The 19237-nt window shown below is 58.3% G+C and carries 15 protein-coding genes and 8 tRNA genes; 10 read left to right on the top strand and 13 right to left on the bottom strand.

Going from position 1 to position 19237, the window contains the following annotated elements; all coding sequences use genetic code 11:
- Positions 1-21 precede the first annotated feature (21 nt).
- Positions 22-2292 (bottom strand): ribonuclease R, encoded by a 2271-nt coding sequence (rnr, locus tag KUL77_RS05025; RefSeq protein ID WP_297144233.1) that lies wholly within the window; start codon positions 2290-2292, stop codon positions 22-24.
- Between the two features lie 165 nt (positions 2293-2457).
- On the opposite strand from rnr, the gene KUL77_RS05020 reads away from it, so the two are divergent.
- Together KUL77_RS05020 and KUL77_RS05015 are read left to right on the top strand one after the other, a co-directional pair.
- Positions 2458-2548, top strand: a tRNA-Ser gene (locus KUL77_RS05020).
- A 155-nt stretch (positions 2549-2703) separates the two neighbouring features.
- Entirely contained in the window at positions 2704-3408 is a 705-nt protein-coding gene (locus KUL77_RS05015; protein WP_297144207.1) for a PP2C family serine/threonine-protein phosphatase, read from the top strand.
- Here the strand turns inward: KUL77_RS05015 and dnaQ are convergent.
- Genes dnaQ through KUL77_RS05000 form a run of 3 tightly spaced genes read right to left on the bottom strand, consistent with a single transcriptional unit; the run spans position 3405 to position 5247 of the window.
- Positions 3405-4127 (bottom strand): DNA polymerase III subunit epsilon, encoded by a 723-nt coding sequence (gene dnaQ / locus KUL77_RS05010; RefSeq protein WP_297144206.1) that lies wholly within the window; start codon positions 4125-4127, stop codon positions 3405-3407. The genes KUL77_RS05015 and dnaQ overlap by 4 nt on opposite strands.
- The gene (gene rnhA / locus KUL77_RS05005; protein ID WP_297144205.1) at positions 4127-4585 is read right to left on the bottom strand and encodes a ribonuclease HI; all 459 of its coding nucleotides are present in this window, start codon (positions 4583-4585) and stop codon (positions 4127-4129) included. Before rnhA ends, dnaQ begins: the two co-directional genes overlap by 1 nt.
- A complete protein-coding gene (locus KUL77_RS05000) occupies positions 4582-5247 on the bottom strand; it encodes a hypothetical protein (RefSeq protein WP_297144204.1) in 666 nt (221 codons plus the stop codon). The genes rnhA and KUL77_RS05000 overlap by 4 nt, the downstream gene beginning before the upstream one ends.
- 46 nt (positions 5248-5293) lie before the next feature.
- Here KUL77_RS05000 and gloB point away from each other — a divergent pair, with 46 nt between their 5' ends.
- Positions 5294-6058: a hydroxyacylglutathione hydrolase gene (gene gloB / locus KUL77_RS04995; protein ID WP_297144232.1), complete on the top strand. Its 765-nt coding sequence runs from the start codon at positions 5294-5296 to the stop codon at positions 6056-6058.
- A gap of 82 nt (positions 6059-6140) precedes the next feature.
- Positions 6141-6929, top strand: a complete 789-nt coding sequence (locus tag KUL77_RS04990; protein ID WP_297144203.1) for an enoyl-ACP reductase — start codon at positions 6141-6143, stop codon at positions 6927-6929.
- A gap of 90 nt (positions 6930-7019) precedes the next feature.
- Here KUL77_RS04990 and KUL77_RS04985 read toward each other — a convergent pair whose 3' ends face one another.
- The 8 genes from KUL77_RS04985 to tig form a co-directional block, all read right to left on the bottom strand.
- On the bottom strand, positions 7020-8987 hold the full coding sequence (locus KUL77_RS04985; RefSeq protein ID WP_297144202.1) for a peptidyl-prolyl cis-trans isomerase: 1968 nt from the start codon (positions 8985-8987) through the stop codon (positions 7020-7022).
- Between the two features lie 124 nt (positions 8988-9111).
- Positions 9112-9188, bottom strand: a tRNA-Asp gene (locus KUL77_RS04980).
- A gap of 62 nt (positions 9189-9250) precedes the next feature.
- Positions 9251-9325, bottom strand: a tRNA-Val gene (locus KUL77_RS04975).
- A gap of 116 nt (positions 9326-9441) precedes the next feature.
- Positions 9442-9714, bottom strand: a complete 273-nt coding sequence (locus KUL77_RS04970; RefSeq protein WP_297144201.1) for an HU family DNA-binding protein — start codon at positions 9712-9714, stop codon at positions 9442-9444.
- A gap of 215 nt (positions 9715-9929) precedes the next feature.
- Positions 9930-12422: an endopeptidase La gene (lon, locus tag KUL77_RS04965; RefSeq protein WP_297144200.1), complete on the bottom strand. Its 2493-nt coding sequence runs from the start codon at positions 12420-12422 to the stop codon at positions 9930-9932.
- A 182-nt stretch (positions 12423-12604) separates the two neighbouring features.
- Entirely contained in the window at positions 12605-13894 is a 1290-nt protein-coding gene (gene clpX / locus KUL77_RS04960; RefSeq protein WP_297144199.1) for an ATP-dependent Clp protease ATP-binding subunit ClpX, read from the bottom strand.
- A gap of 129 nt (positions 13895-14023) precedes the next feature.
- Entirely contained in the window at positions 14024-14647 is a 624-nt protein-coding gene (clpP, locus tag KUL77_RS04955; protein ID WP_297144198.1) for an ATP-dependent Clp endopeptidase proteolytic subunit ClpP, read from the bottom strand.
- A gap of 32 nt (positions 14648-14679) precedes the next feature.
- Complete coding sequence (gene tig / locus KUL77_RS04950) at positions 14680-15972, bottom strand: trigger factor (RefSeq protein ID WP_297144197.1); 1293 nt, start codon at positions 15970-15972, stop codon at positions 14680-14682.
- A 325-nt stretch (positions 15973-16297) separates the two neighbouring features.
- On the opposite strand from tig, the gene KUL77_RS04945 reads away from it, so the two are divergent.
- The 6 genes from KUL77_RS04945 to KUL77_RS04920 all read left to right on the top strand — a co-directional run bounded on the left by KUL77_RS04945 (position 16298) and on the right by KUL77_RS04920 (position 17739).
- Positions 16298-16374, top strand: a tRNA-Pro gene (locus KUL77_RS04945).
- 33 nt (positions 16375-16407) lie between these two features.
- Positions 16408-16484, top strand: a tRNA-Arg gene (locus KUL77_RS04940).
- Between the two features lie 21 nt (positions 16485-16505).
- Positions 16506-16582: transfer RNA gene (locus tag KUL77_RS04935), tRNA-His, on the top strand.
- Positions 16583-16651: 69 nt separating this feature from the next.
- Positions 16652-16727 (top strand) — tRNA-Lys (locus KUL77_RS04930).
- 66 nt (positions 16728-16793) lie between these two features.
- A tRNA-Leu gene (locus KUL77_RS04925) sits at positions 16794-16878 on the top strand.
- Between the two features lie 93 nt (positions 16879-16971).
- Positions 16972-17739, top strand: a complete 768-nt coding sequence (locus KUL77_RS04920) for a Bax inhibitor-1/YccA family protein (protein ID WP_297144196.1) — start codon at positions 16972-16974, stop codon at positions 17737-17739.
- Between the two features lie 59 nt (positions 17740-17798).
- On the opposite strand, the gene KUL77_RS04915 is transcribed toward KUL77_RS04920, so the two are convergent.
- Positions 17799-19133, bottom strand: coding sequence for a Na+/H+ antiporter NhaC family protein (locus tag KUL77_RS04915; RefSeq protein WP_297144195.1), 1335 nt, complete (start codon positions 19131-19133; stop codon positions 17799-17801).
- Between the last annotated feature and the right edge of the window lie 104 nt (positions 19134-19237).

Genomic DNA, 19237 nt, shown 5'->3' with positions numbered 1-19237 from the left:
GGAATGTCGCCTAACCTTGCTTCAATACGGCTGTTTTTTCCGCTTCGCCGGCTTGCCGCGCTCCGGTAGTGGCTTCACACCTTTGGCATAGCCATCCCCCTCTTCCACGAGGCGGAAGTCGATCTTGCGCTCCTCCACGCTGGCTTTGAGCACCACGATCCGCACGCGATCACCTAGCCGGTAGGCGTGGCCACGGCGCTCGCCGCTCAAGGTTTTACGCACCGCGTCGAACTGATAAAAATCACGCGGCAGCTGGGTCACGTGCACCAGTCCGTTGACTTTGGACTCGTCCAACTCCACAAACAGGCCAAAGCTGGTGACGCCGCTGATCACCCCTTCAAACTCTTTGCCCACGTGGGTTTCCATCCACGCAGCGCGGTAACGCTCGTCCACTTCACGCTGCGCTTCGTCGGCCCGGCGCGAACGTTCGGAACACTGCAGGGCTAAGGTGGCCATATCGTGCGGCGAATATATGTAGGCTTCACGCCGCCCGCCGCGCAGGGCGTATTTCAGCGCACGATGCACCAAGAGATCGGCATAGCGGCGAATAGGCGAGGTGAAATGGGCATAAGCCTCTAGCGCCAGCCCAAAGTGGCCGATATTGTCGGGGGCATACACCGCCAGCGACTGGCTGCGCAAGATCACCGACTCGAGTAACGCAGCATCGGGGCGCTCGCGTATTTTTTCAAGCAGCGCGCGAAAATCTTTGGGCCGCACTTTGGCCCACGGTGGTAGGCGCAGGGTAAATTCTTTGAGGAACTCTTCAAGGTCTGCGTATTTGGATTCTGGCGGCTTGTCGTGATCACGGAACGGTGCGGGAATGCCCGACTGCAGCAGATGGCGCGCCGCCTGCACATTGGCGGCGATCATGCACTCTTCAATCAGCTTATGCGCATCATTTCGCTGCAGCATCCCGGCTTGAGTCACTGCCCCCTTGGCATCCAATACAAAACGCACTTCACCACTTTCAAACTCAATCGCGCCGCGCTTGGCGCGCGCCCTGTCCAAAATTTGATAGAGCTGATGCAAGCGCTGCACCTGCGGCAATTGCGCCCCTATCTTAGCCAGTGCCGCGGCGTGGTCATCCTCCAAAATGCCGTCGCCCACCGCATTCCAAACGTCGGTATAAGTGAGCCGCGCATGGGAATGCATCACAGCTTCATAAAAACGTGACTCACCCACTGCGCCATCGCGACCAATCTGCATATCGCAAACGAAACACAGGCGATCCACATTCGGGTTGAGCGAGCAGATGCCGTTACTCAACGTCTCCGGCAGCATCGGCACGACAAACCCTGGGAAATACACCGACGTTGCGCGCTTTTGCGCCTCATCGTCCAGCGGACTACCCGGCTGCACATAGTGCGAAACATCGGCAATCGCCACGATCAAGCGGAAACCATCGGCATTTGGCTCGCACCACACCGCGTCGTCAAAATCTTTGGCGTCCTCACCGTCGATGGTAATCAGCGGAACGCGGCGCAGATCCACGCGCTCGGTAGCTTCTGTAGCGCTCACTTCCAGCGCAATGGCCGTAGCCTGCGCCAGCACCTCGGGCGAGAATTCATGCGGAATATCGTGCCCATGGATCGCCGCTTCCACCGCTTGACTGGCGGTGAGCTTATCGCCCAATACCGCCAGCACGCGGCCAATCGGCGGGCGGTGCGCGTCTTGCGGCGTGGTAATTTCGGCCACCACGAGCTGCCCACTCTTCGCACCATTGCGTGCGTCCTGCGGGATCAAGACGTTGCGCTGAATCCGGCGATCATCCGGCACCACATACGCCACACCTAGCTCTTCGGTATAGCGCCCTAATAGCCGAGTTAGGCGCCGCTCCAGCACTTCCACAATGCTGGCTTCACCACGCCCGCGATAGTCCATCCCGGTGATGCTCACCAGCACACGATCGCCGTGGCAGACCTTACGCATTTCATAGGGCGGTAAAAACAAATCATCGCCGCCCTGCTCCGGGCGCAGAAAGCCAAACCCATCGGGGTTGGCGATCACGCTACCGGTGATGAGCTCTGCACGCGCGGCGGGGACATAGCCGCCGCGTCGATTCTGCAGCAACTGCCCCGCACGTAGCATCGCACCTAGGCGCTTTTGTAGCGCATCGAAGCGATCTGGCGCGGTGAGCGCCAATTTCTGCGCAAGCTCCCAAGCGTCCATCGGGCCATCGCTTGCGGCCAGCACCTGCAGCAGCATTTCCCGGCTGGCAATAGGGTTGTCGTAGCGCTGCGCTTCGCGGTGCGCATGCGGGTCTTTCGATGGAGTCGCCGCAACATCCGGCATCCAAGCGGGAAGCTTGCGCGGGCCGCGCCCTTTTTCGGGCATTTTGCGGCCTGCGCCGCGCTTGCTAGGAGGTTTGCTCATAGGGTGATGGTACAGGGCAAGCGGAATTTGTGGTGCCTGCTTGCCGTTCGGCCGCGATCGCCGTATCATTTGCGGCCCACTTCCGGAGAGGTGGCAGAGTGGTTGAATGTACCTGACTCGAAATCAGGCATGCGTTTATAGCGCATCGGGGGTTCGAATCCCCCCCTCTCCGCCAGTTACAAGACGCCCCATCGGGGCGTTTTCTTTTTCTGCCAATAAACGAATGGCAGGGGCATTTTGTTGGTTAAAACCACATTATCGTGTGAATGCCGTCCTATTTCTCCCCATGCTTGCGTTTTACATAATTGAACCCCGAGTATTGACGTTCGCATGATCGAATTCGGACACCTCACCCACGTTGGCCTGCGCCGCGAGCTCAACGAGGACACCTATTACGGCGATAGCGATCTTGGCCTATGGCTGGTCGCCGACGGTATGGGTGGCCACGAATATGGCGAAGTGGCCAGCGCGCTGGCGCGCGAAACTGTGGTGCGCGAAATCAGCTCAGGCAGCTCACTCTCGGCTGCGATTCGAGTGGCCGACGAAGAAATCATCCGTCATTCGCGCCACCGTGGCGACAGCCTGCCAATGGGCACCACGATTGTTGCCGCGCGGATCACCGGCAACCGTTTTGAAATTGCGTGGGTGGGCGATAGCCGCATCTACCTCTGGCACGACGACACGCTGACCCAAATTTCACACGATCACAGCTATGTGCAGGAATTGATCGCGCAAGGTGCCATCAGCGCCGAACAGGCGCGCAGCCACCCACATCGCAACGTGGTGACACAGGCACTCGGCGTCACCACGCCCGATCAACTCAATATCGAAACCCGTGTCGGCGAACTGCGGCCGGGCATGCAGCTATTGTTATGCAGTGACGGGCTTACCGAAGAAGTAGATGATCCACACATCGCGCAGGTGCTATCGCACCACGAGTGCAGCGCGCAAGAATGCGTCGATGGCCTCGTCGCCGCAGCGCTCGACGGCGGCGGCTCCGACAATATCACCGTAGTGCTGGTACGCAGGCACTAAGCCGCATCTGCAGCCCCTTCTTCCAACTCTGACCACAGACAGCGTCCGGCCTTTTTCTGCACGATCGCAAGTTGTTCTGCATGCGCCTGCGCTTCTTCATCCGATACGTGCACACGCGGCCGCCGCGATGCATCCGCAATCGTAATGGGTGCGTTCACCGCTTCTGAATCTGCCAACGCTTCGCGCTCAAACCCAATTTCGCGCTGCTCCGACGTCAGCGCAAGATACACATCGGTCAAAATTTGCGCGTCAAGCAACGCGCCATGCAGCTGGCGCTGCGAATTATCCACGCCAAGGCGCTTGCACAGCGCATCCAGCGACACCTTCGCGCCGGGGAAGCGCTTGCGCGCCATTGCCAGCGTATCTTCTACCGTGCAGCGCTCGCGGATTGTGCCGCGACCATCTAACCGCGCCAGCTCCGCATCCAAAAAGCCAATATCGAACGCCGCGTTATGGATGACCAGCTCTGCGCCATCAATAAACATCAAGAACTCATCGACAATCTCGGGAAAGCGCGGCTTATCGGCAAGAAAGTCCAAGGTCAGCCCGGTCACTTCTTGCGCGCCCGGCTCAAACTCTCGGTCTGGGTTCAAATAGCAGTGAAACGTGCGCCCGCTAGGGCGACGATCCAGCAGCTCCACGCAGCCAATTTCGACGACACGGTTGCCTTTTTTCCATTCGATACCGGTGGTTTCGGTATCCAGCACGATCTGCCGCATTAGTTCACCTGATCCTTAAATGTCAGCGCCGCATCGCGCGCTAAAACGTCCACCCGCTCATTTTCTGCATGTCCAGCATGGCCTTTGACCCAGCGCCAATCAACGGAATGTCGGCTAGCCGCCAAATGCAGGCGCTCCCATAGGTCACGGTTTTTGACAGGATCGCCTCCGGCCGTTTTCCACCCCCGCCGCAGCCAATTGGCCATCCATTCGGTAATGCCTTGGCGCACGTATTGAGAATCGGTGGTAAGCACGACATCGCACGGCTCTTTCAGGGTTTCCAGTGCCGCAATCGCCGCCATCAACTCCATGCGGTTATTGGTGGTCTGCGCCTCACCGCCAGAAAGATCACGCTCGATCCCGCGCCAACGCAGCAGCACGCCCCAACCACCGGGGCCGGGGTTGCCTAGGCAGGCGCCATCGGTAAAGGCTTCCACTTGCTTGCGCACTGCGTTCATGCCGCCCCTCCTGGAGCCCAGCGCAGCAACGGGCGTGCTCGCATAGGGGTTAACGGCAGTTGCCGCTTCTCGGCACGCAGCAGATACGCGGCGCGTAAGCCCACGCCATCTTGCAGACGCCCGTCGGGTAGCTCGGCCCAGCTCGGCCCAAGGCCACGAGTCAGTGAATCTGGCAGCAAGCCTGCACCGCGCAGGCGACGCCGCCACGTCACGGGTTCACGCGCACCTAGCCCGCTACCACGCCAGCGCAGGCGATACGGCGCAAACGGGTTAAGTGCCAGCAACCACAACCGGCCACCGGGAATCAGCACGCGCGCGCATTCGTCCAAAAGCTGTTGCGATGCACTGCCTTGTATCTCCACATGCTGCACGATCACCGTCGCACACGACTCAGTTGCTAGCGGCAGCGGCAGCGTACAGCGCACGTCGCCCTGCAAAAGCGGCCAAGCATCGCTACTCAGCCGTAGCAGTGGCAGCTCATCTACATCCGTGGGCGCCAGCGCGGCCTGCGGCCCCAGCCACAGGCTGGCAAGCCCAGCGCGCTGGGATAAGGCGACCTGTAGCACGTCCTGCTCGCTCTCTAGCAGCACCTGCCCGGCGCGACTGGAAAACCAAGCGGCGGCGACAGATTCAGGTTGACGGGAGAAAGCAAACGACGGCATGGTGGTGATTCTGCGGCAAATGCTGCCCAACGTCACGGCTAGACAAATGGATCTTCTGCCGATACCCGCTTTTAACGATAACTATATCTGGCGGCTTCGCGACCCCAGTGGGCGCGCATTGATCGTTGATCCAGGCCAAGCAGCGCCGGTTTTAGCAGCCTGGGGAAATGATCCCCCGCCCTACGCCATCTTGCTGACCCACCACCACGACGACCATATCGGCGGGGTAGCCAAGCTGCTGGAACACTGGCCGGATACGCCTGTTTATGCGCCGCAAGATACGCGTCTGCCCAGCGGTTTTCGCCATGTATATGGCGAACAAATGCTCAGCATTGGCCCTTGGCAGTTCCGCGTAATCACAGTCCCCGGCCACACCCGCAGCCATATTGCGTACGCAGGTGAGGGGCTACTGTTCTGTGGCGACACTCTATTTAGCCTTGGCTGTGGGCGCATGTTCGAGGGCACGGCCGAGCAAATGTATGCCTCATTGCAGCGCCTCGCCGCCCTGCCAGGCGCCACGCAGGTCTGCTGCGCGCACGAATACACCCTCAGTAATGCCGCGTTTGCGCTCACCATCGAACCTGGCAACACCGCCCTGCAGCAGCGCATGGCCCAAGCCCGCGCGCAGCGCGCGGCGGGCCAGCCAACGCTGCCCACAACGCTGGGCGATGAGCGCGCTTGCAACCCATTCCTGCGCTGCGATGTGCAGCCTGTGCGCGAAGCCGTACAGCGGCGCGCGGGGCAAACATTCACCCATTCAAGCGAGATTTTTGCTGCACTGCGTGCATGGAAAGATGAATTTCGCGGCTGATTGGGCTGGTCTGCAAGCCCCGCACAAGGCAAACTAAAGCATTCGCTCGACGCGCCACCTGGCGCACCACCAAGGAGACACCATGGGATTTCTGCAAGGCAAGCGTGCGCTGGTCACCGGCATCGCCAGCCAGCGTTCAATCGCCACCGGCATTGCCGACGCTTTTCATCGTGAAGGCGCAGAACTGGCGCTGACCTACCAAAACGACAAGCTCAAATCACGCGTAGAGGCAGCGGCCGAAGAATACGGCAGCAACATTGTATTGCCGCTCGACGTAGCCGACGACGGCCAAATTACCGCCTGCTTCGACGAACTGGGCAAGCACTGGAGCGATGGCTTTGACATCCTCGTCCACTGCATCGCCTTCGCCCCGCGCGAAGCGATTGAAGGCGACTTCCTTGACGGCATCAGCCGCGAGGCTTATCACATTGCGCATGACATCAGCGCCTACTCGCTGGCCGCGCTGGGCAAGGCCGCACGCCCGCTGATGAAAGGCCGCAACGGCAGCATCCTAACCCTGTCCTATCTGGGTGCCGAACGCGCGCTGGCCAATTACAACACCATGGGCGTGGCCAAGGCCTCGCTGGAAGCCACTGTGCGCTATATGGCGATGTCGTTAGGGCCGGAAGGCACCCGCGTCAATGCAATCTCGGCTGGCCCGATCCGCACCCTCGCCGCCTCTGGCGTGGCCAACTTCCGCAAGATGCTCAGCACCTTTGAAGCCGCCGCACCGCTGCGCCGTACTGTTTCTATCGAAGACGTTGGCAACGCCGCTGCATTCCTATGTTCAGACCTTGCCTCCGGTATCACCGGCGAAGTGACCTACGTGGATGCGGGTTACAACATCATGGGTATGAGCGGTATCGAATAAACCGCCACATGCTCCAAGCAAAACGCCCGGCAATGACCGGGCGTTTTGTTATCAGCACTACAGAAAATGCGGCTGCTTGGAAGATCGCCCTTACAGGCGATCTTCGGCCACCTTGATCTTGTAGCTTTGACGCGCCGCACGTACGAAAGCTTCCTGCGCCTGAATACCATTGGCCATCGACACCTGCTGACGCAACTGATTGCGCTCCTGCGGCGTCACCTGCCCCAGATCCGCATCCCGCGCCGCGCTCACCGCAAACAGCACGAACTGGCCACCCAACTGCACCTTATGCGCCGTCACCTTGCCATTTTGCGGGCGCGGTACATTGAAGAACGCCGCCGTAATTTCAGGTGTGGGCATCGCTACGCTGCGGGTAATGTCTTTTGCCTCGGTGACTTCTAAACCAAGCGTCTTAACCGCTTCCGCCAAGCCCTTCTCATTGGCCAGCTTGATCAGCGCATTCGCTGCCGTTTCTGCAGCTTTACGCTCGCGGTCGGCATGGATCTCCGCAATCACCGCGTCCTTCACCTCATCAAGCTTCAGCGCACGCTCCGGCACATGGTCGATCACGCGCACCAGCACGCTATGCTCCGGCCCAAGTTCGATCGGATCACTGGCGGTGCCGTCTTGCAGCAGCACGTCAGAGAACGCTGCGCGCAGCACTTTTTGATCGCTCGCAATTCCAGGGCCACCGGCGCGGGTAAAGGGCGGCGTGGTCTTTAGCTCCAAGCCCATCGCTTTGGCGGCAGGTTCCAGCGATGTTGGCGTCTTATACACGGCGTCCACGAGCTTTCCGGTGAGCTCGTTGAACGCACGCTCGCGCGAGCCTTCCTGGAGTTCTTTTTCAAGCTCTGGGCGCACTTCTTCAAACGTGCGCTGCACGCCCGGCTGGATCGCATTCAATTTAACGATGTGATAGCCGAAGTCCGATTTAATCGGCCCGCGCACTTCACCGTCTTTCATCGCAAACGCCGCGTCATCAAACGCACCCGGCATGCCGCCCTTGGCCATCCAGCCCAAGTCGCCCCCCTTTTCCTTTGAACCTGCGTCATCGGAATTGGCTTTCGCAAGTGCGGCAAAATCAGCACCCGGCGCTTTAGCTTCCGCAGCCAGCTTGTTCGCCTTGGCCTCAGCGGCCTTCTTCGCCGCTGCGTCTGCATTGCTCGGCACTTCTACCAAAATATGCGAGACCTCGCGCTTTTCAGCCGACGAATACTTGGCGATATTTTCCTGATAGCGCTTGCGCAGATCAGCTTCATCCGCAGCGGAAGACTGCGCACTGCTGGCATCCACCTCGACGTACTCAAGGCGCACTGTTTCCGGCTTGCGGTATTCGCCTTGGTGGGCTTTATACCAAGCGTCGATCTGCGCCGCGGTTACCTCAGCGCGATCCGGAGCGGGCGGCGGCAGCATGAGGAAACTCACGTCGCGATGCTCGCCCATGAGGCGCATCAGGCGATCGAGCTCGGCATTGGTCACAAACCCAGACTGCGAAATCGCGGTTGGGATCAGCGCGTTCTTCAAACTTTCACGAATACGCGCATCAAACTGCGCCGGGGTCATCGGCGGGTTCTGCGACGCCAGCAACAGCCGGTAGCGGTCGGTATTAAACGCGCCGTCCACCTGAAAATCAGGCATCCCTTGAATGGTCTTACGCACTTCATTGTCGCTGATGACCACGCCATCGCGATCTGAAGCCATCTTCATCAGGCGCTCATCAATCATCGCATCCACGATCTTGCGCTTGTTCTCCGCCGACTCAAACGCCTTAGGGTCGAAGTTATCGCCCTGCTGGTCGCGCATGCGCATACGCACATCTTCTAGGCGCTCGCGGTATTCCTGCGCGTCGATGTCTTCGATATGCCAAAGATAGGTCACCGGCCACACCTGCGGCGCGGAAGCCCACCACGATGGCGGCTGCGCAATACGGGCGACATAAGTCTCCACGCTTTGCGACATGTAAGACTCCATGCCGAAAAAGGCAAACGGAATGGTCAACAGGCCTAGGATCGTGGCACCGATCCAACCCGAGGTCTTTTCACGGAGATTCTGCAGCATTGGCCAACCAGCAATTAAGACGTAGCCCTCTAGTCTAACGCGAACTGCCTGTCTGCGCTGATGAAACGCACACGCCAAAAACAAAAAACCCCGCATCGCTGCAGGGATTTTTGCTTTCACTAAATGGCGGAGTGGACGGGACTCGAACCCGCGACCTCCGGCGTGACAGGCCAGCATTCTAACCGACTGAACTACCACTCCGCTGTGAGCCCGCTATTCTATACAACTTTCAGACTAACGCAACTCTTTTTTGAAACTTTTCTTGGTGGGCACTGAGGGGATCGAACCCCCGACCCGCTCCTTGTAAGGGAGCCGCTCTACCGCTGAGCTAAGTGCCCGAAGGGCGCGAAGTATGACAGCCTTCGATGCAAAGTGGAACCCCTTTTCCAAAACTTTGCACATATTAAAAAAGCCCGGCACATGGCCGGGCTTTTGTGCCATCAAGGCGATGCGATCAGTTGACCGCGTCTTTCAGTGCCTTGCCCGCCTTGAAGGTCGGGTTCTTGGAGGCCTTGATCTTGATGGTGTCGCCGGTGCGCGGGTTGCGGCCGGTGCGGGCGCCACGCTTACGAACCGAGAAGGTGCCGAAGCCCACGAGGGTCACGGTGTCACCCTTCTTCAGAGCCTTGGTGACAGCAGCGATCATGGCATCAAGAGCGCGGCCAGCGTCGGCTTTGGTCAGTTCAGCGCCATCAGCGATGGCTTCTACGAATTCGGCTTTATTCATTTGCTTTATTGCTCCGTGACGGATGTTGGTGCGAAGAATTCAGTGTTGGGTTCAAAACGCTCCCCTGCCTTGAACCCAAATTTGCCGCAGCACTTTTTAAACTGCCGCGGTTGCCAATCTTATACCAGCGCATTTTCCTGCGTGCAACAGGAAACGTAGCGTTGATGCGGCTTTCGGCTATTTTTGTAAGAAAATTCCCATGTTGGTCGCCTTTTTTAATGCTTAATCGCCGCGCGCGCGCCATTTTTGCTCCGCGTCTTGGCTTTGGCCAATGCCGCCACCGAACGCTTCGCTTTGGGCTTTGCGGCTTTTGCCGCGACTTTGCGCACTTGCACAGGGCGCTCCAACGCAAGGTCGAGCACCTCATCAATCCACTTCACCGGAATGATATTCAAGTGCTTGGTCACCGTGGCTGGAAGGTCGGCAAGGTCTTTGCGGTTTTCTTCCGGAATAATCACAGTGCTGATACCGCCGCGTAGGGCAGCGAGCAGCTTTTCTTTCAGTCCACCAATCGCGCTGACGCGACCGCGCAGGGTAATTTCGCCGGTCATCGCCACATCGTGACGCACGGGGATTTTGGTTAGCATCGACACCAGCGTTGTGGCCATCGCGATCCCTGCACTGGGGCCATCCTTGGGCGTTGCACCATCCGGCACATGAACGTGAACATCATGCTTTTGCAGGAAGTCCAAATCGATTCCCAATTGCGCGGTGCGCGCGCGCACCACCGACAGCGCAGTGGAGGCCGATTCTTTCATCACATCACCCAGATGGCCTGTGAGAATCAATGCACCCTTACCCGGCACCAGCGTGGATTCGATCTGCAGTAAGTCGCCGCCGACCTCAGTCCAAGCCAAGCCTGTGACCAAACCGATTTCGTTTTCAGCCTCGGCACGGCCATAGTCGAACCGCTGCACGCCGAGATACTTGCCCAGATTCTTCGCCGTTACGTGCACGGTCTTGGGCTTTATCACTTCGCCCTTTTTAGCCTTCACCACAGGCTGCGGCCCTTGCAGCGCAATGTCTTTGACCACCTTGCGCGCGATCTTGGCGATTTCACGCTCCAGATTACGCACACCCGATTCACGCGTGTAGTAGCGAATGATGTCGGTAATCGCGCTTTCACCAATCGCCAGTTCACCCTCGCGCAAACCATTGGCTTTGAGCTGTTTGGGCACCAAGTAGCGGGTTGCGATATTGCGCTTTTCCTCTTCGGTATAACCCGGGATGCGGATCACTTCCATACGATCCAGCAGCGGGCCGGGGATGTTCATCGAGTTCGACGTTGCGACAAACATCACTTCGGATAGATCAAGATCAACTTCGAGATAATGATCGTTGAAGGTGTGGTTCTGCTCAGGGTCGAGCACTTCCAGCAGCGCCGAGGACGGATCGCCACGGAAATCCATCGACATCTTATCGATCTCATCCAGCACGAACAGCGGGTTTTTACTGCCCACTTTATTGAGATTTTGCACGATGCGCCCCGGCATCGAGCCGACATAGGTGCGGCGGTGGCCACGAATCTCCGCCTCGTCGCGCACGCCGCCCAGCGCCATCCGCACGAACTTGCGGTTGGTGGCTTTCGCAATCGACTGCCCCAGCGAGGTTTTGCCCACACCGGGCGGCCCCACGAGGCATAGGATCGGCCCTTTCATCTTGGCCACGCGCGCCTGCACGGCGAGGTATTCCAAGATGCGCTCTTTGACCTTCTCTAAACCATAGTGATCGGCATCCAACGTTTCTTGCGCGGCCTTCAGATCCTTGCGCACCTTGCTGCGCGCCGTCCACGGCACACCCAGCAGCCAGTCCAAATAGTTGCGCACCACGCCCGCTTCAGCCGACATCGGTGACATTTGCTTGAGCTTAGCGAGCTCGGACTTCGCCTTGGTCTCAACCGGCTTGGGCATGCCGGATTCGGCAATGCGCTTCGCCAGCGCCTCAAGATCGTTGGGCGCAGCGTCATCTAGGTCACCCAGCTCTTTCTGGATGGCCTTCATTTGTTCGTTGAGATAGTACTCGCGCTGGCCTTTTTCCATTTGCGATTTCACGCGCCCACGGATGCGCTTTTCCATCTGCTGCACATCGATTTCTGCGTCCACCAGCCCAATTAGCAGCTCAAGACGCGTGGCGGTGTCCAGCGACTCCAGCAGCTTTTGTTTGTCGGCCAAACGCACGCCAAGATGCGCGGAAACGGTATCGGCCAGCCGATCTGGGTCTTCGATCGTCGCCAGCGTTTGCACCAACTCGGGCGGTAATTTGCGGTTGGTTTTGATGTACTGCTCGAACAGGGAAAGCAGCGAACGGGTGACCGCTGCAATTTCCAGCGGTTCGCGCTCGGTACCAGACGCAACCGTCTCGGCCGTGGCATAGAGCGCGCCTTCTTGCTCATGCACATCCACCGCGCGTGCGCGCGACAGCCCCTCCACCAGCACCTTGATGGTGCCGTCGGGCAGCTTCAGCAATTGCAGCACCTGCGCCATGGTGCCCATGGCGTGCAGATCGTTGGCCACAGGGTCATCGATATCGGCTTGTTTTTGCGCCACAAGCAGGATGCGCTTATCGCCTTCTACCGCCATATCCAGCGCGCGAATCGATTTTTCACGCCCCACAAACAGCGGGATCACCATATGCGGAAATACCACCACGTCGCGCAGCGGCAGCACCGGCAAAATGGAAGCGTTAGACGAGGGTTTCGGGGTAGCCATGTGGGGACTCCGGAAAAAAACTGCAGGAACACCCTGCTCTAGTGTGTTTATGGGGCTGCGCACGCCTGCTTGCAAGCACTATTCCACAACCCTTTCATTATTTTCTTTTGAATCAATGCTTTGCATTTATCTATGAAAAAGCCGCCCGGAGGCGGCCTTTCAGTGCTAAGCAGCAGCGACGTTTATTCGCCAGAGGCTGCCTTAACCGGTGCCGGAGCGCTCTGGTAGATCAAATACGGCTCGGACTTGTGTTCGATCACCGATTCATCCACCACCACCTTGCTGACGTTCTCCATCGACGGTAGCTCGAACATGGTATCGAGCAGTACCGATTCAACGATCGTGCGTAGGCCACGCGCGCCGGTCTTGCGCTTAATTGCCTTTTTAGCGATCGCCGCCAGTGCGTCTTGGCGAATCTCCAGCTCGACACCTTCCATATCAAACAGCTTCTTGAACTGCTTGGTGATGGCGTTCTTCGGCTCGGTCAAAATTTTGATCAGTGCCGCTTCGTCGAGCTCTTCTAATGTTGCAACCACCGGCAGGCGCCCGACAAATTCGGGGATTAGGCCATATTTGATGAGGTCTTCTGGCTCCACGCGGGCCAGCACTTGGCCAACATCGGCCTTGCGCTCGCTGCCCTTGACCTTGGCGCCGAAACCAATTCCACCAGATTCGGTAGAACGCTGCTGGATCACCTTGTCGAGACCGGCAAACGCGCCACCGACGATGAACAGAATGTTCTTGGTATCGACCTGCAGAAATTCTTGCTGCGGGTGTTTGCGCCCGCCCTGCGGCGGCACGCTGGCCAAGGTGCCTTCGATGAGCTTGAGCAGCGCCTGCTGCACACCTTCACCGGAGACATCGCGGGTAATTGACGGGTTCTCACTCTTGCGCGAAATCTTGTCGATTTCGTCGATATAAACAATGCCCTGCTGCGCTTTTTCGACGTCGTAGTCACATTTTTGCAGCAGCTTCTGGATGATGTTTTCCACGTCTTCACCGACATAGCCAGCTTCGGTGAGGGTGGTGGCATCGGCCATGGTGAACGGCACATTGAGCATCCGCGCCAGCGTTTCCGCCAGCAGCGTCTTACCCGAACCGGTGGGGCCCACCAGCAGGATATTGGATTTCGCCAGCTCGATTTCGTCGGACTTTTGGCGGCTCTCAATGCGCTTGTAGTGGTTATATACCGCCACGGCCAAGGTCTTTTTGGCACGCTGCTGACCAATTACGTATTGGTCGAGCACTTCGAGAATTTCACGCGGCTTCGGCAGCGAACTGCGTGTGGACTGCGCTTTTTCTTCCAGCTCTTCGCGGATGATGTCGTTGCACAGCTCAACGCATTCATCACAAATAAATACGCTGGGACCTGCGATTAGCTTACGCACCTCGTGCTGGCTCTTTCCACAGAAAGAGCAGTACAAGATCTTGGTGTTGTCGCCGGTGTTGCGTCCCTGACGGTCTTCGCTCATTTGCCACTCACTCGCCGCAGGACGCGGCTTTAGCCCGAGAATACCATACGCTTCCGGCAGGCCAAGCCGGGGCGATGTGTCTATGTCTTACGTTTTATCGGCCATCGACCGAAATTTGTGAGCCAAGGCTTAGGTCGCCTGGATCGACTCGTCTGGGCGACGGGTCAACACCTCATCGACCAGCCCGTATTCACGCGCCGCTTCAGCCGATTTGAAGTTATCGCGCTCGGTGTCGCGGGCAATGGTTTCAATCGGCTGACCGGTGTGACGGGCCAAAATTTCGTTCAGGCGTTCGCGCATCGACAGAATCTCGCGCGCCTGAATGTCGATATCGGTGGCCTGCCCCTGCGCGCCGCCTAGCGGCTGGTGGATCATCACCCGCGAGTTCGGTAGCGCATAACGCTTACCCGCCGCGCCCGCCGCCAGCAGCACCGCGCCCATCGAGCAGGCCTGACCCACACAAATGGTGCTCACATCCGGCTTGATGTACTGCATGGTGTCGTAAATCGCCATCCCCGCGGTGACCACGCCACCGGGGGAGTTGATGTACAGACTGATGTCTTTTTCCGGGTTTTCCGCTTCCAAGAACAGCATCTGGGCGACGACCACGTTGGCCACATGGTCGTCGATCCCGCCGACCAAGAAAATCACCCGCTCCTTCAGCAAGCGCGAATAGATGTCGTATGCGCGTTCGCCACGGCTGGTTTGTTCAACCACCATCGGGACCAGATTGAGATTCGTGATCGGGTTCATGCTGTCTCGCTTTGCCTGTTGATTAAGAACGGTTACTGGCCAATCGCTTCTTGGAAGGTAAGCGTTTTTTCCGTGTGTTGGGCGCGCTCGGCGATCCAGTCGATCACCTGCTCTTCCATCACGCGGTTTTGTAGCCCTTGCAGTAATTGGGGGTCATTACGGTACAACGCAAGGACCTGTTCAGGTTGTTCGTAGGTGGAGGCGATCAAACGCATGGTTTCCATCAGACGCTCTTGCTCCAAACGCAACTCGTTGCGGCGCGCCACTTCACCCACCAGCAAGCCCATCAGCACGCGCTTACGTGCGGCTTCCTGGAAGGCTTCCGGCTCAGCAGTGAGCTGCTGGCCACGGCGACGTGCGTCTTCAGTGGCGCTGGCGTGCAGGCCGCGCGCTTCGTTTTCCACCAAACGCGGCGGCAGCTCGACGTCCTTATAGGCATTGGTCAGCTGCTCGCCCACTTCGCGACGCAGACGGTTCATCAGCGCGCCCTTCAGTTCGCGTTCGAGGTTGCTGCGAATTTCGCTCTTGAACTGTTCCAGCTCACCACTCTTGATGCCGAAGCTGCGGATAAACGCGGCATCGACTTCCGGCAGAACCTGCTCGGACACGTCCACCAACTTGAAAGTGGAGGTAACGGTTTTACCGGCGAACTGCGCAACGTGCCAATCGGCAGGCAGGGTCACGTCAATGGTCTTTTCTTCGCCCGGCTGCATGCCTGCAATCGCGGCTTCCACTTCCGGATACAGCGAAGCCGAACCCAGCACGGTGCCGGTTTTTTCCACGCCTTCGGCCGGCATACGGGTGCCGTCGATCACGCTGCTGGTTTCCACGTTGACGAGGTCACCTTCTTTCGCGGCGCGCTCAACTTTATTCCAGCGTGCGCGCTGTTGGCGCAGGTTTTCCAGCATGCGCTCGATATCGGCATCGGCCACTTCGGCGGTGTGACGCACCACTTCCAGCTTGCTCATATCAAGATCACCGAAATCCGGCACCAGCTCAACGGCGGCCACATACTTCAGCTCACCTTCGGCAGCATCTTCACCCGGCGTGACTTGCGGCAGGCCCGCAATGCGCAGCTCGTTTTCACGCACGGCCTGATCCAGCCCTTGGCGCAGAAGACCGTCTACGATTTCGCCGCGCACCTGCGCGCCGTAACGCTGTTCAACAACTTTTGCCGGCACCTTGCCAGGGCGGAAGCCCTTGATGCGCACGTTCTGCGCGATCTCGCGCAGGCGGCTGCCAATTTGCGATTCAACGTCGCCCGCAGGCAGGCTGAGGATAACGCGACGTTCGAGGTTGCCGGTGGATTCGACCGAGACTTGCATGATGCGATGACTCCTGCGGGCTCGTGCGAACCCATACTTGTTTAGAAGAAAAACTGTTTGAAGACAAAATTTGGTGGCGACACTCGCTTACGAGTGTTTCGGGTTGCCCCGAGCACGAATTGACTTCGCGCCGAACTTGCTAGTTTCGCTGATTTCAGCCGCCGCGTCATCTATCCAATGACATCGGGCGATCAATCACTGCAAAACACGTTGACAGAATGAATTTAGCACATGACAATAGTCGGCCTTTCGTTGCACTGGCGTGCCTCGAAGGACAGTAATCGCAACAATGCGGCGACGGCTGGAATGTTTGGGTTCCATCTGGCGGGGTATAGCGCAGTCTGGTAGCGCGCCTGCTTTGGGAGCAGGATGTCGGGGGTTCGAATCCCTCTACCCCGACCATTCCGGCGTTGCCCGATGCACTTTTCGGAACGGGCGCCCGTAGCTCAACCGGATAGAGCACCGACCTTCTAAGTCGGGGGTTGCAGGTTCGATTCCTGCCGGGCGCGCCAAATGAAAGTTTGTTTTATGTGGTGGCTGTAGCTCAGTTGGTTAGAGTCCTGGATTGTGATTCCAGTTGTCGAGGGTTCGAGTCCCTTCAGCCACCCCACTCTTCAAAAATTTGATTGCAAAATTGCTTGCATGCAATCAAATCGATGTTTACAATTCCGCTTCTCACGGGCCGTTAGCTCAGCTGGTAGAGCAGTTGACTCTTAATCAATTGGTCCAAGGTTCGAATCCTTGACGGCCCACCAAATTTGCAACGCCCGGCCACATGCCGGGCGTTGTTGTTAGAACAATCTGGTTTTTTAGAAAGACCTGCGAAAGTGGCGGAATTGGTAGACGCCCTGGATTTAGGTTCCAGTGCCGCAAGGCGTGGGGGTTCGAGTCCCCCCTTTCGCACCATCTTGTCGTAACTCATTAGTGGCAAGCTGCACGCATGCAGGCTATGCTCCACGGGTTCCCGGCATCCGCCGGTATTGGCACAGGATGGATCTCATGCGTAGCGGCAACCCCGCCCTTTCCGAAAATACATTTCTTGACCTTGGCAGCGGCAGCATTGTTAGAAACAGTGCCGATGCAATGAGCTTGAACGGCACCGTCAATAAAACCGCATTTTTGCTGGTCTTGACGCTTATCGGTGCGATGTTCAGCTGGACCCAATTTTCCACCGCAATGGCTGCAGGTAACCCCGGCGCGATCATGCCTTATGTTTGGGGCGGCGCAATTGGCGGCTTTATCGTGGCGCTGGTCACGATCTTCAAAAAAACTTGGTCCCCCGTCACGGCACCGCTTTATGCAGCGCTGGAAGGTCTGTTCTTGGGTGCCACATCGGCCATGTTTGAAGTGAAGTACCCCGGCATTGTGATGCAGGCGGTAGGGCTCACCTTCGGCACTCTGGCCGCCCTGCTCATGGCCTACCGCAGCGGGTTGGTGAAAGCCACCGAGAACTTCAAACTAGGCGTTGTAGCGGCCACTGGCGGCATTGCGCTGCTGTATTTGGTGCAAATCGGGCTGGGCTTTTTCGGCTTTAAGGGGATGAGTTTCATCCACGACAGCAGCTTGATCGGTATCGCGTTCTCGGGTTTTGTTGTTGTGATTGCGGCACTGAATCTGGTGCTGGATTTCGACTTCATTGAACAGGGCGTAGAACAGGGCGCACCGAAGTATATGGAGTGGTATGCCGCGTTCGGCCTGCTGGTAACACTGGTGTGGCTGTACCTAGAAATTTTGCGTCTGCTGTCTAAACTGCAGTCACGCAACTGATCCCGCTACATCGTTATTAAAAAAGGCGCCACGTAGGCGCCTTTTTTATGCCACGACCCTTATGCCTGCGCTGGCAGTGCAGCAGCATCTCTCACCTGTTTTTTAGCAGGCCACAGCATTACTACAACGGTCATTACCAGTAATGCCCAGCAATAGTGCGCCTTGCCTACCAGCTCCAGCGGAGATAGCGAGGCAAGCGAAGCCGCAAGTAGAATCTGCGCGCCGTAAGGCAGTAGGCTTTGCACCGCGCAAACGAAGATATCCAGCACACTGGCCGCCCGCGCAGGCGGCACGCCATGCCGCTCCGCGATGTCCTGTGCCAGCCCTCCGCTGATCAAAATCGCCACCGTATTATTGGCGGTAAACACATCGGTCACCGTTGCCAGTGCGGCGATACTCCATTCGCCGGTACGCCTACCGTCATTTCCGCGCGCAATTTTTGCAATCGTCTGCGCGATCCACGCCAACCCGCCCGCCGATTTGATCAACGCGCCCAGCCCACCAATTAAAAGTGCCAGCAAGGTGATTTCAAAGACGCTTTCGAAGCCTGCATAAATATCGCCTGAGAACTCGGCCACGCTATAGCCATGCTGCGCAAAGCCCGCACCAAAGAGCGCCGCCACCATCAGGCCAACGCCAAGCACAACCAGCACGTCGAGCCCCACTAGTGCGAGGATCAGCACCAGCACATACGGCACAAGCAGCCACGGCGAGGCATCGTCTGCACTCTGTACTGGCGAGGCTTCACCTACAAACCCCAGCACGACCAGCGTGAGCAGCGCCGCTGGTAGCGCAATCTTTGCGTTTTCGCGAAATTTTTCACGCACGGTGCAGCCTTGGGTGCGTGCCGCCGCAATCGCGGTATCGGAGATCAGTGAGAGATTATCGCCAAAAGCCGCGCCGCCAATCACCGCCCCCATCACCAGCGCGCGCGACAACCCGGACGCGTCGGCCACACCCAGCGCAATCGGCGCAACCGCCGCGATCGTGCCCATCGATGACCCCACCGAGAGCGCCAAGAACCCGGCCAGTAGAAAAATACCGGGCAGGATCAGCACCGGCGGCAACCCGCCAATGCCCAGCGAGACAACCGCATCCACAGCGCCAATTTTGTTGGTGACCATGGCAAACGCGCCCGCCAGCAGGAAAATCAGGCACATCTGCATAATGTCTGGATCAGCAATGCCTTTCAGGAGCGTTGTTTGTGCGGGCAAACCGCGCCGACGCGCCAGCCACAGGCCTAACGCGATCGCAGGCAGGATAGCCACCGGCGCGCGCAGTTGATAGAACGCCATCGGCAGCCCTTGTGCCGAGTAGTACAGGCCCGCCCCAAAGAACAGCGCCAAAAAAAGCAGCAGGGGCGTCAGCGCCCACGCATCGGGACGAACTTTCATCGCTATATCCGCATAAAGAGATGCGAATTATCCCGTACACTGCCGCACTGCACAATGTCGGTTCGCCATATCCCCATGAAAAAAGGACGCTTGCGGCGTCCTTT

The organism is Thermomonas sp., assembly GCF_019104945.1.
In the GTDB taxonomy this organism is placed as follows: domain Bacteria; phylum Pseudomonadota; class Gammaproteobacteria; order Xanthomonadales; family Xanthomonadaceae; genus Thermomonas.
The sequence above is the reverse complement of the archived record's forward strand: the minus strand, read 5'-3'. Positions and strand labels throughout refer to the sequence as shown.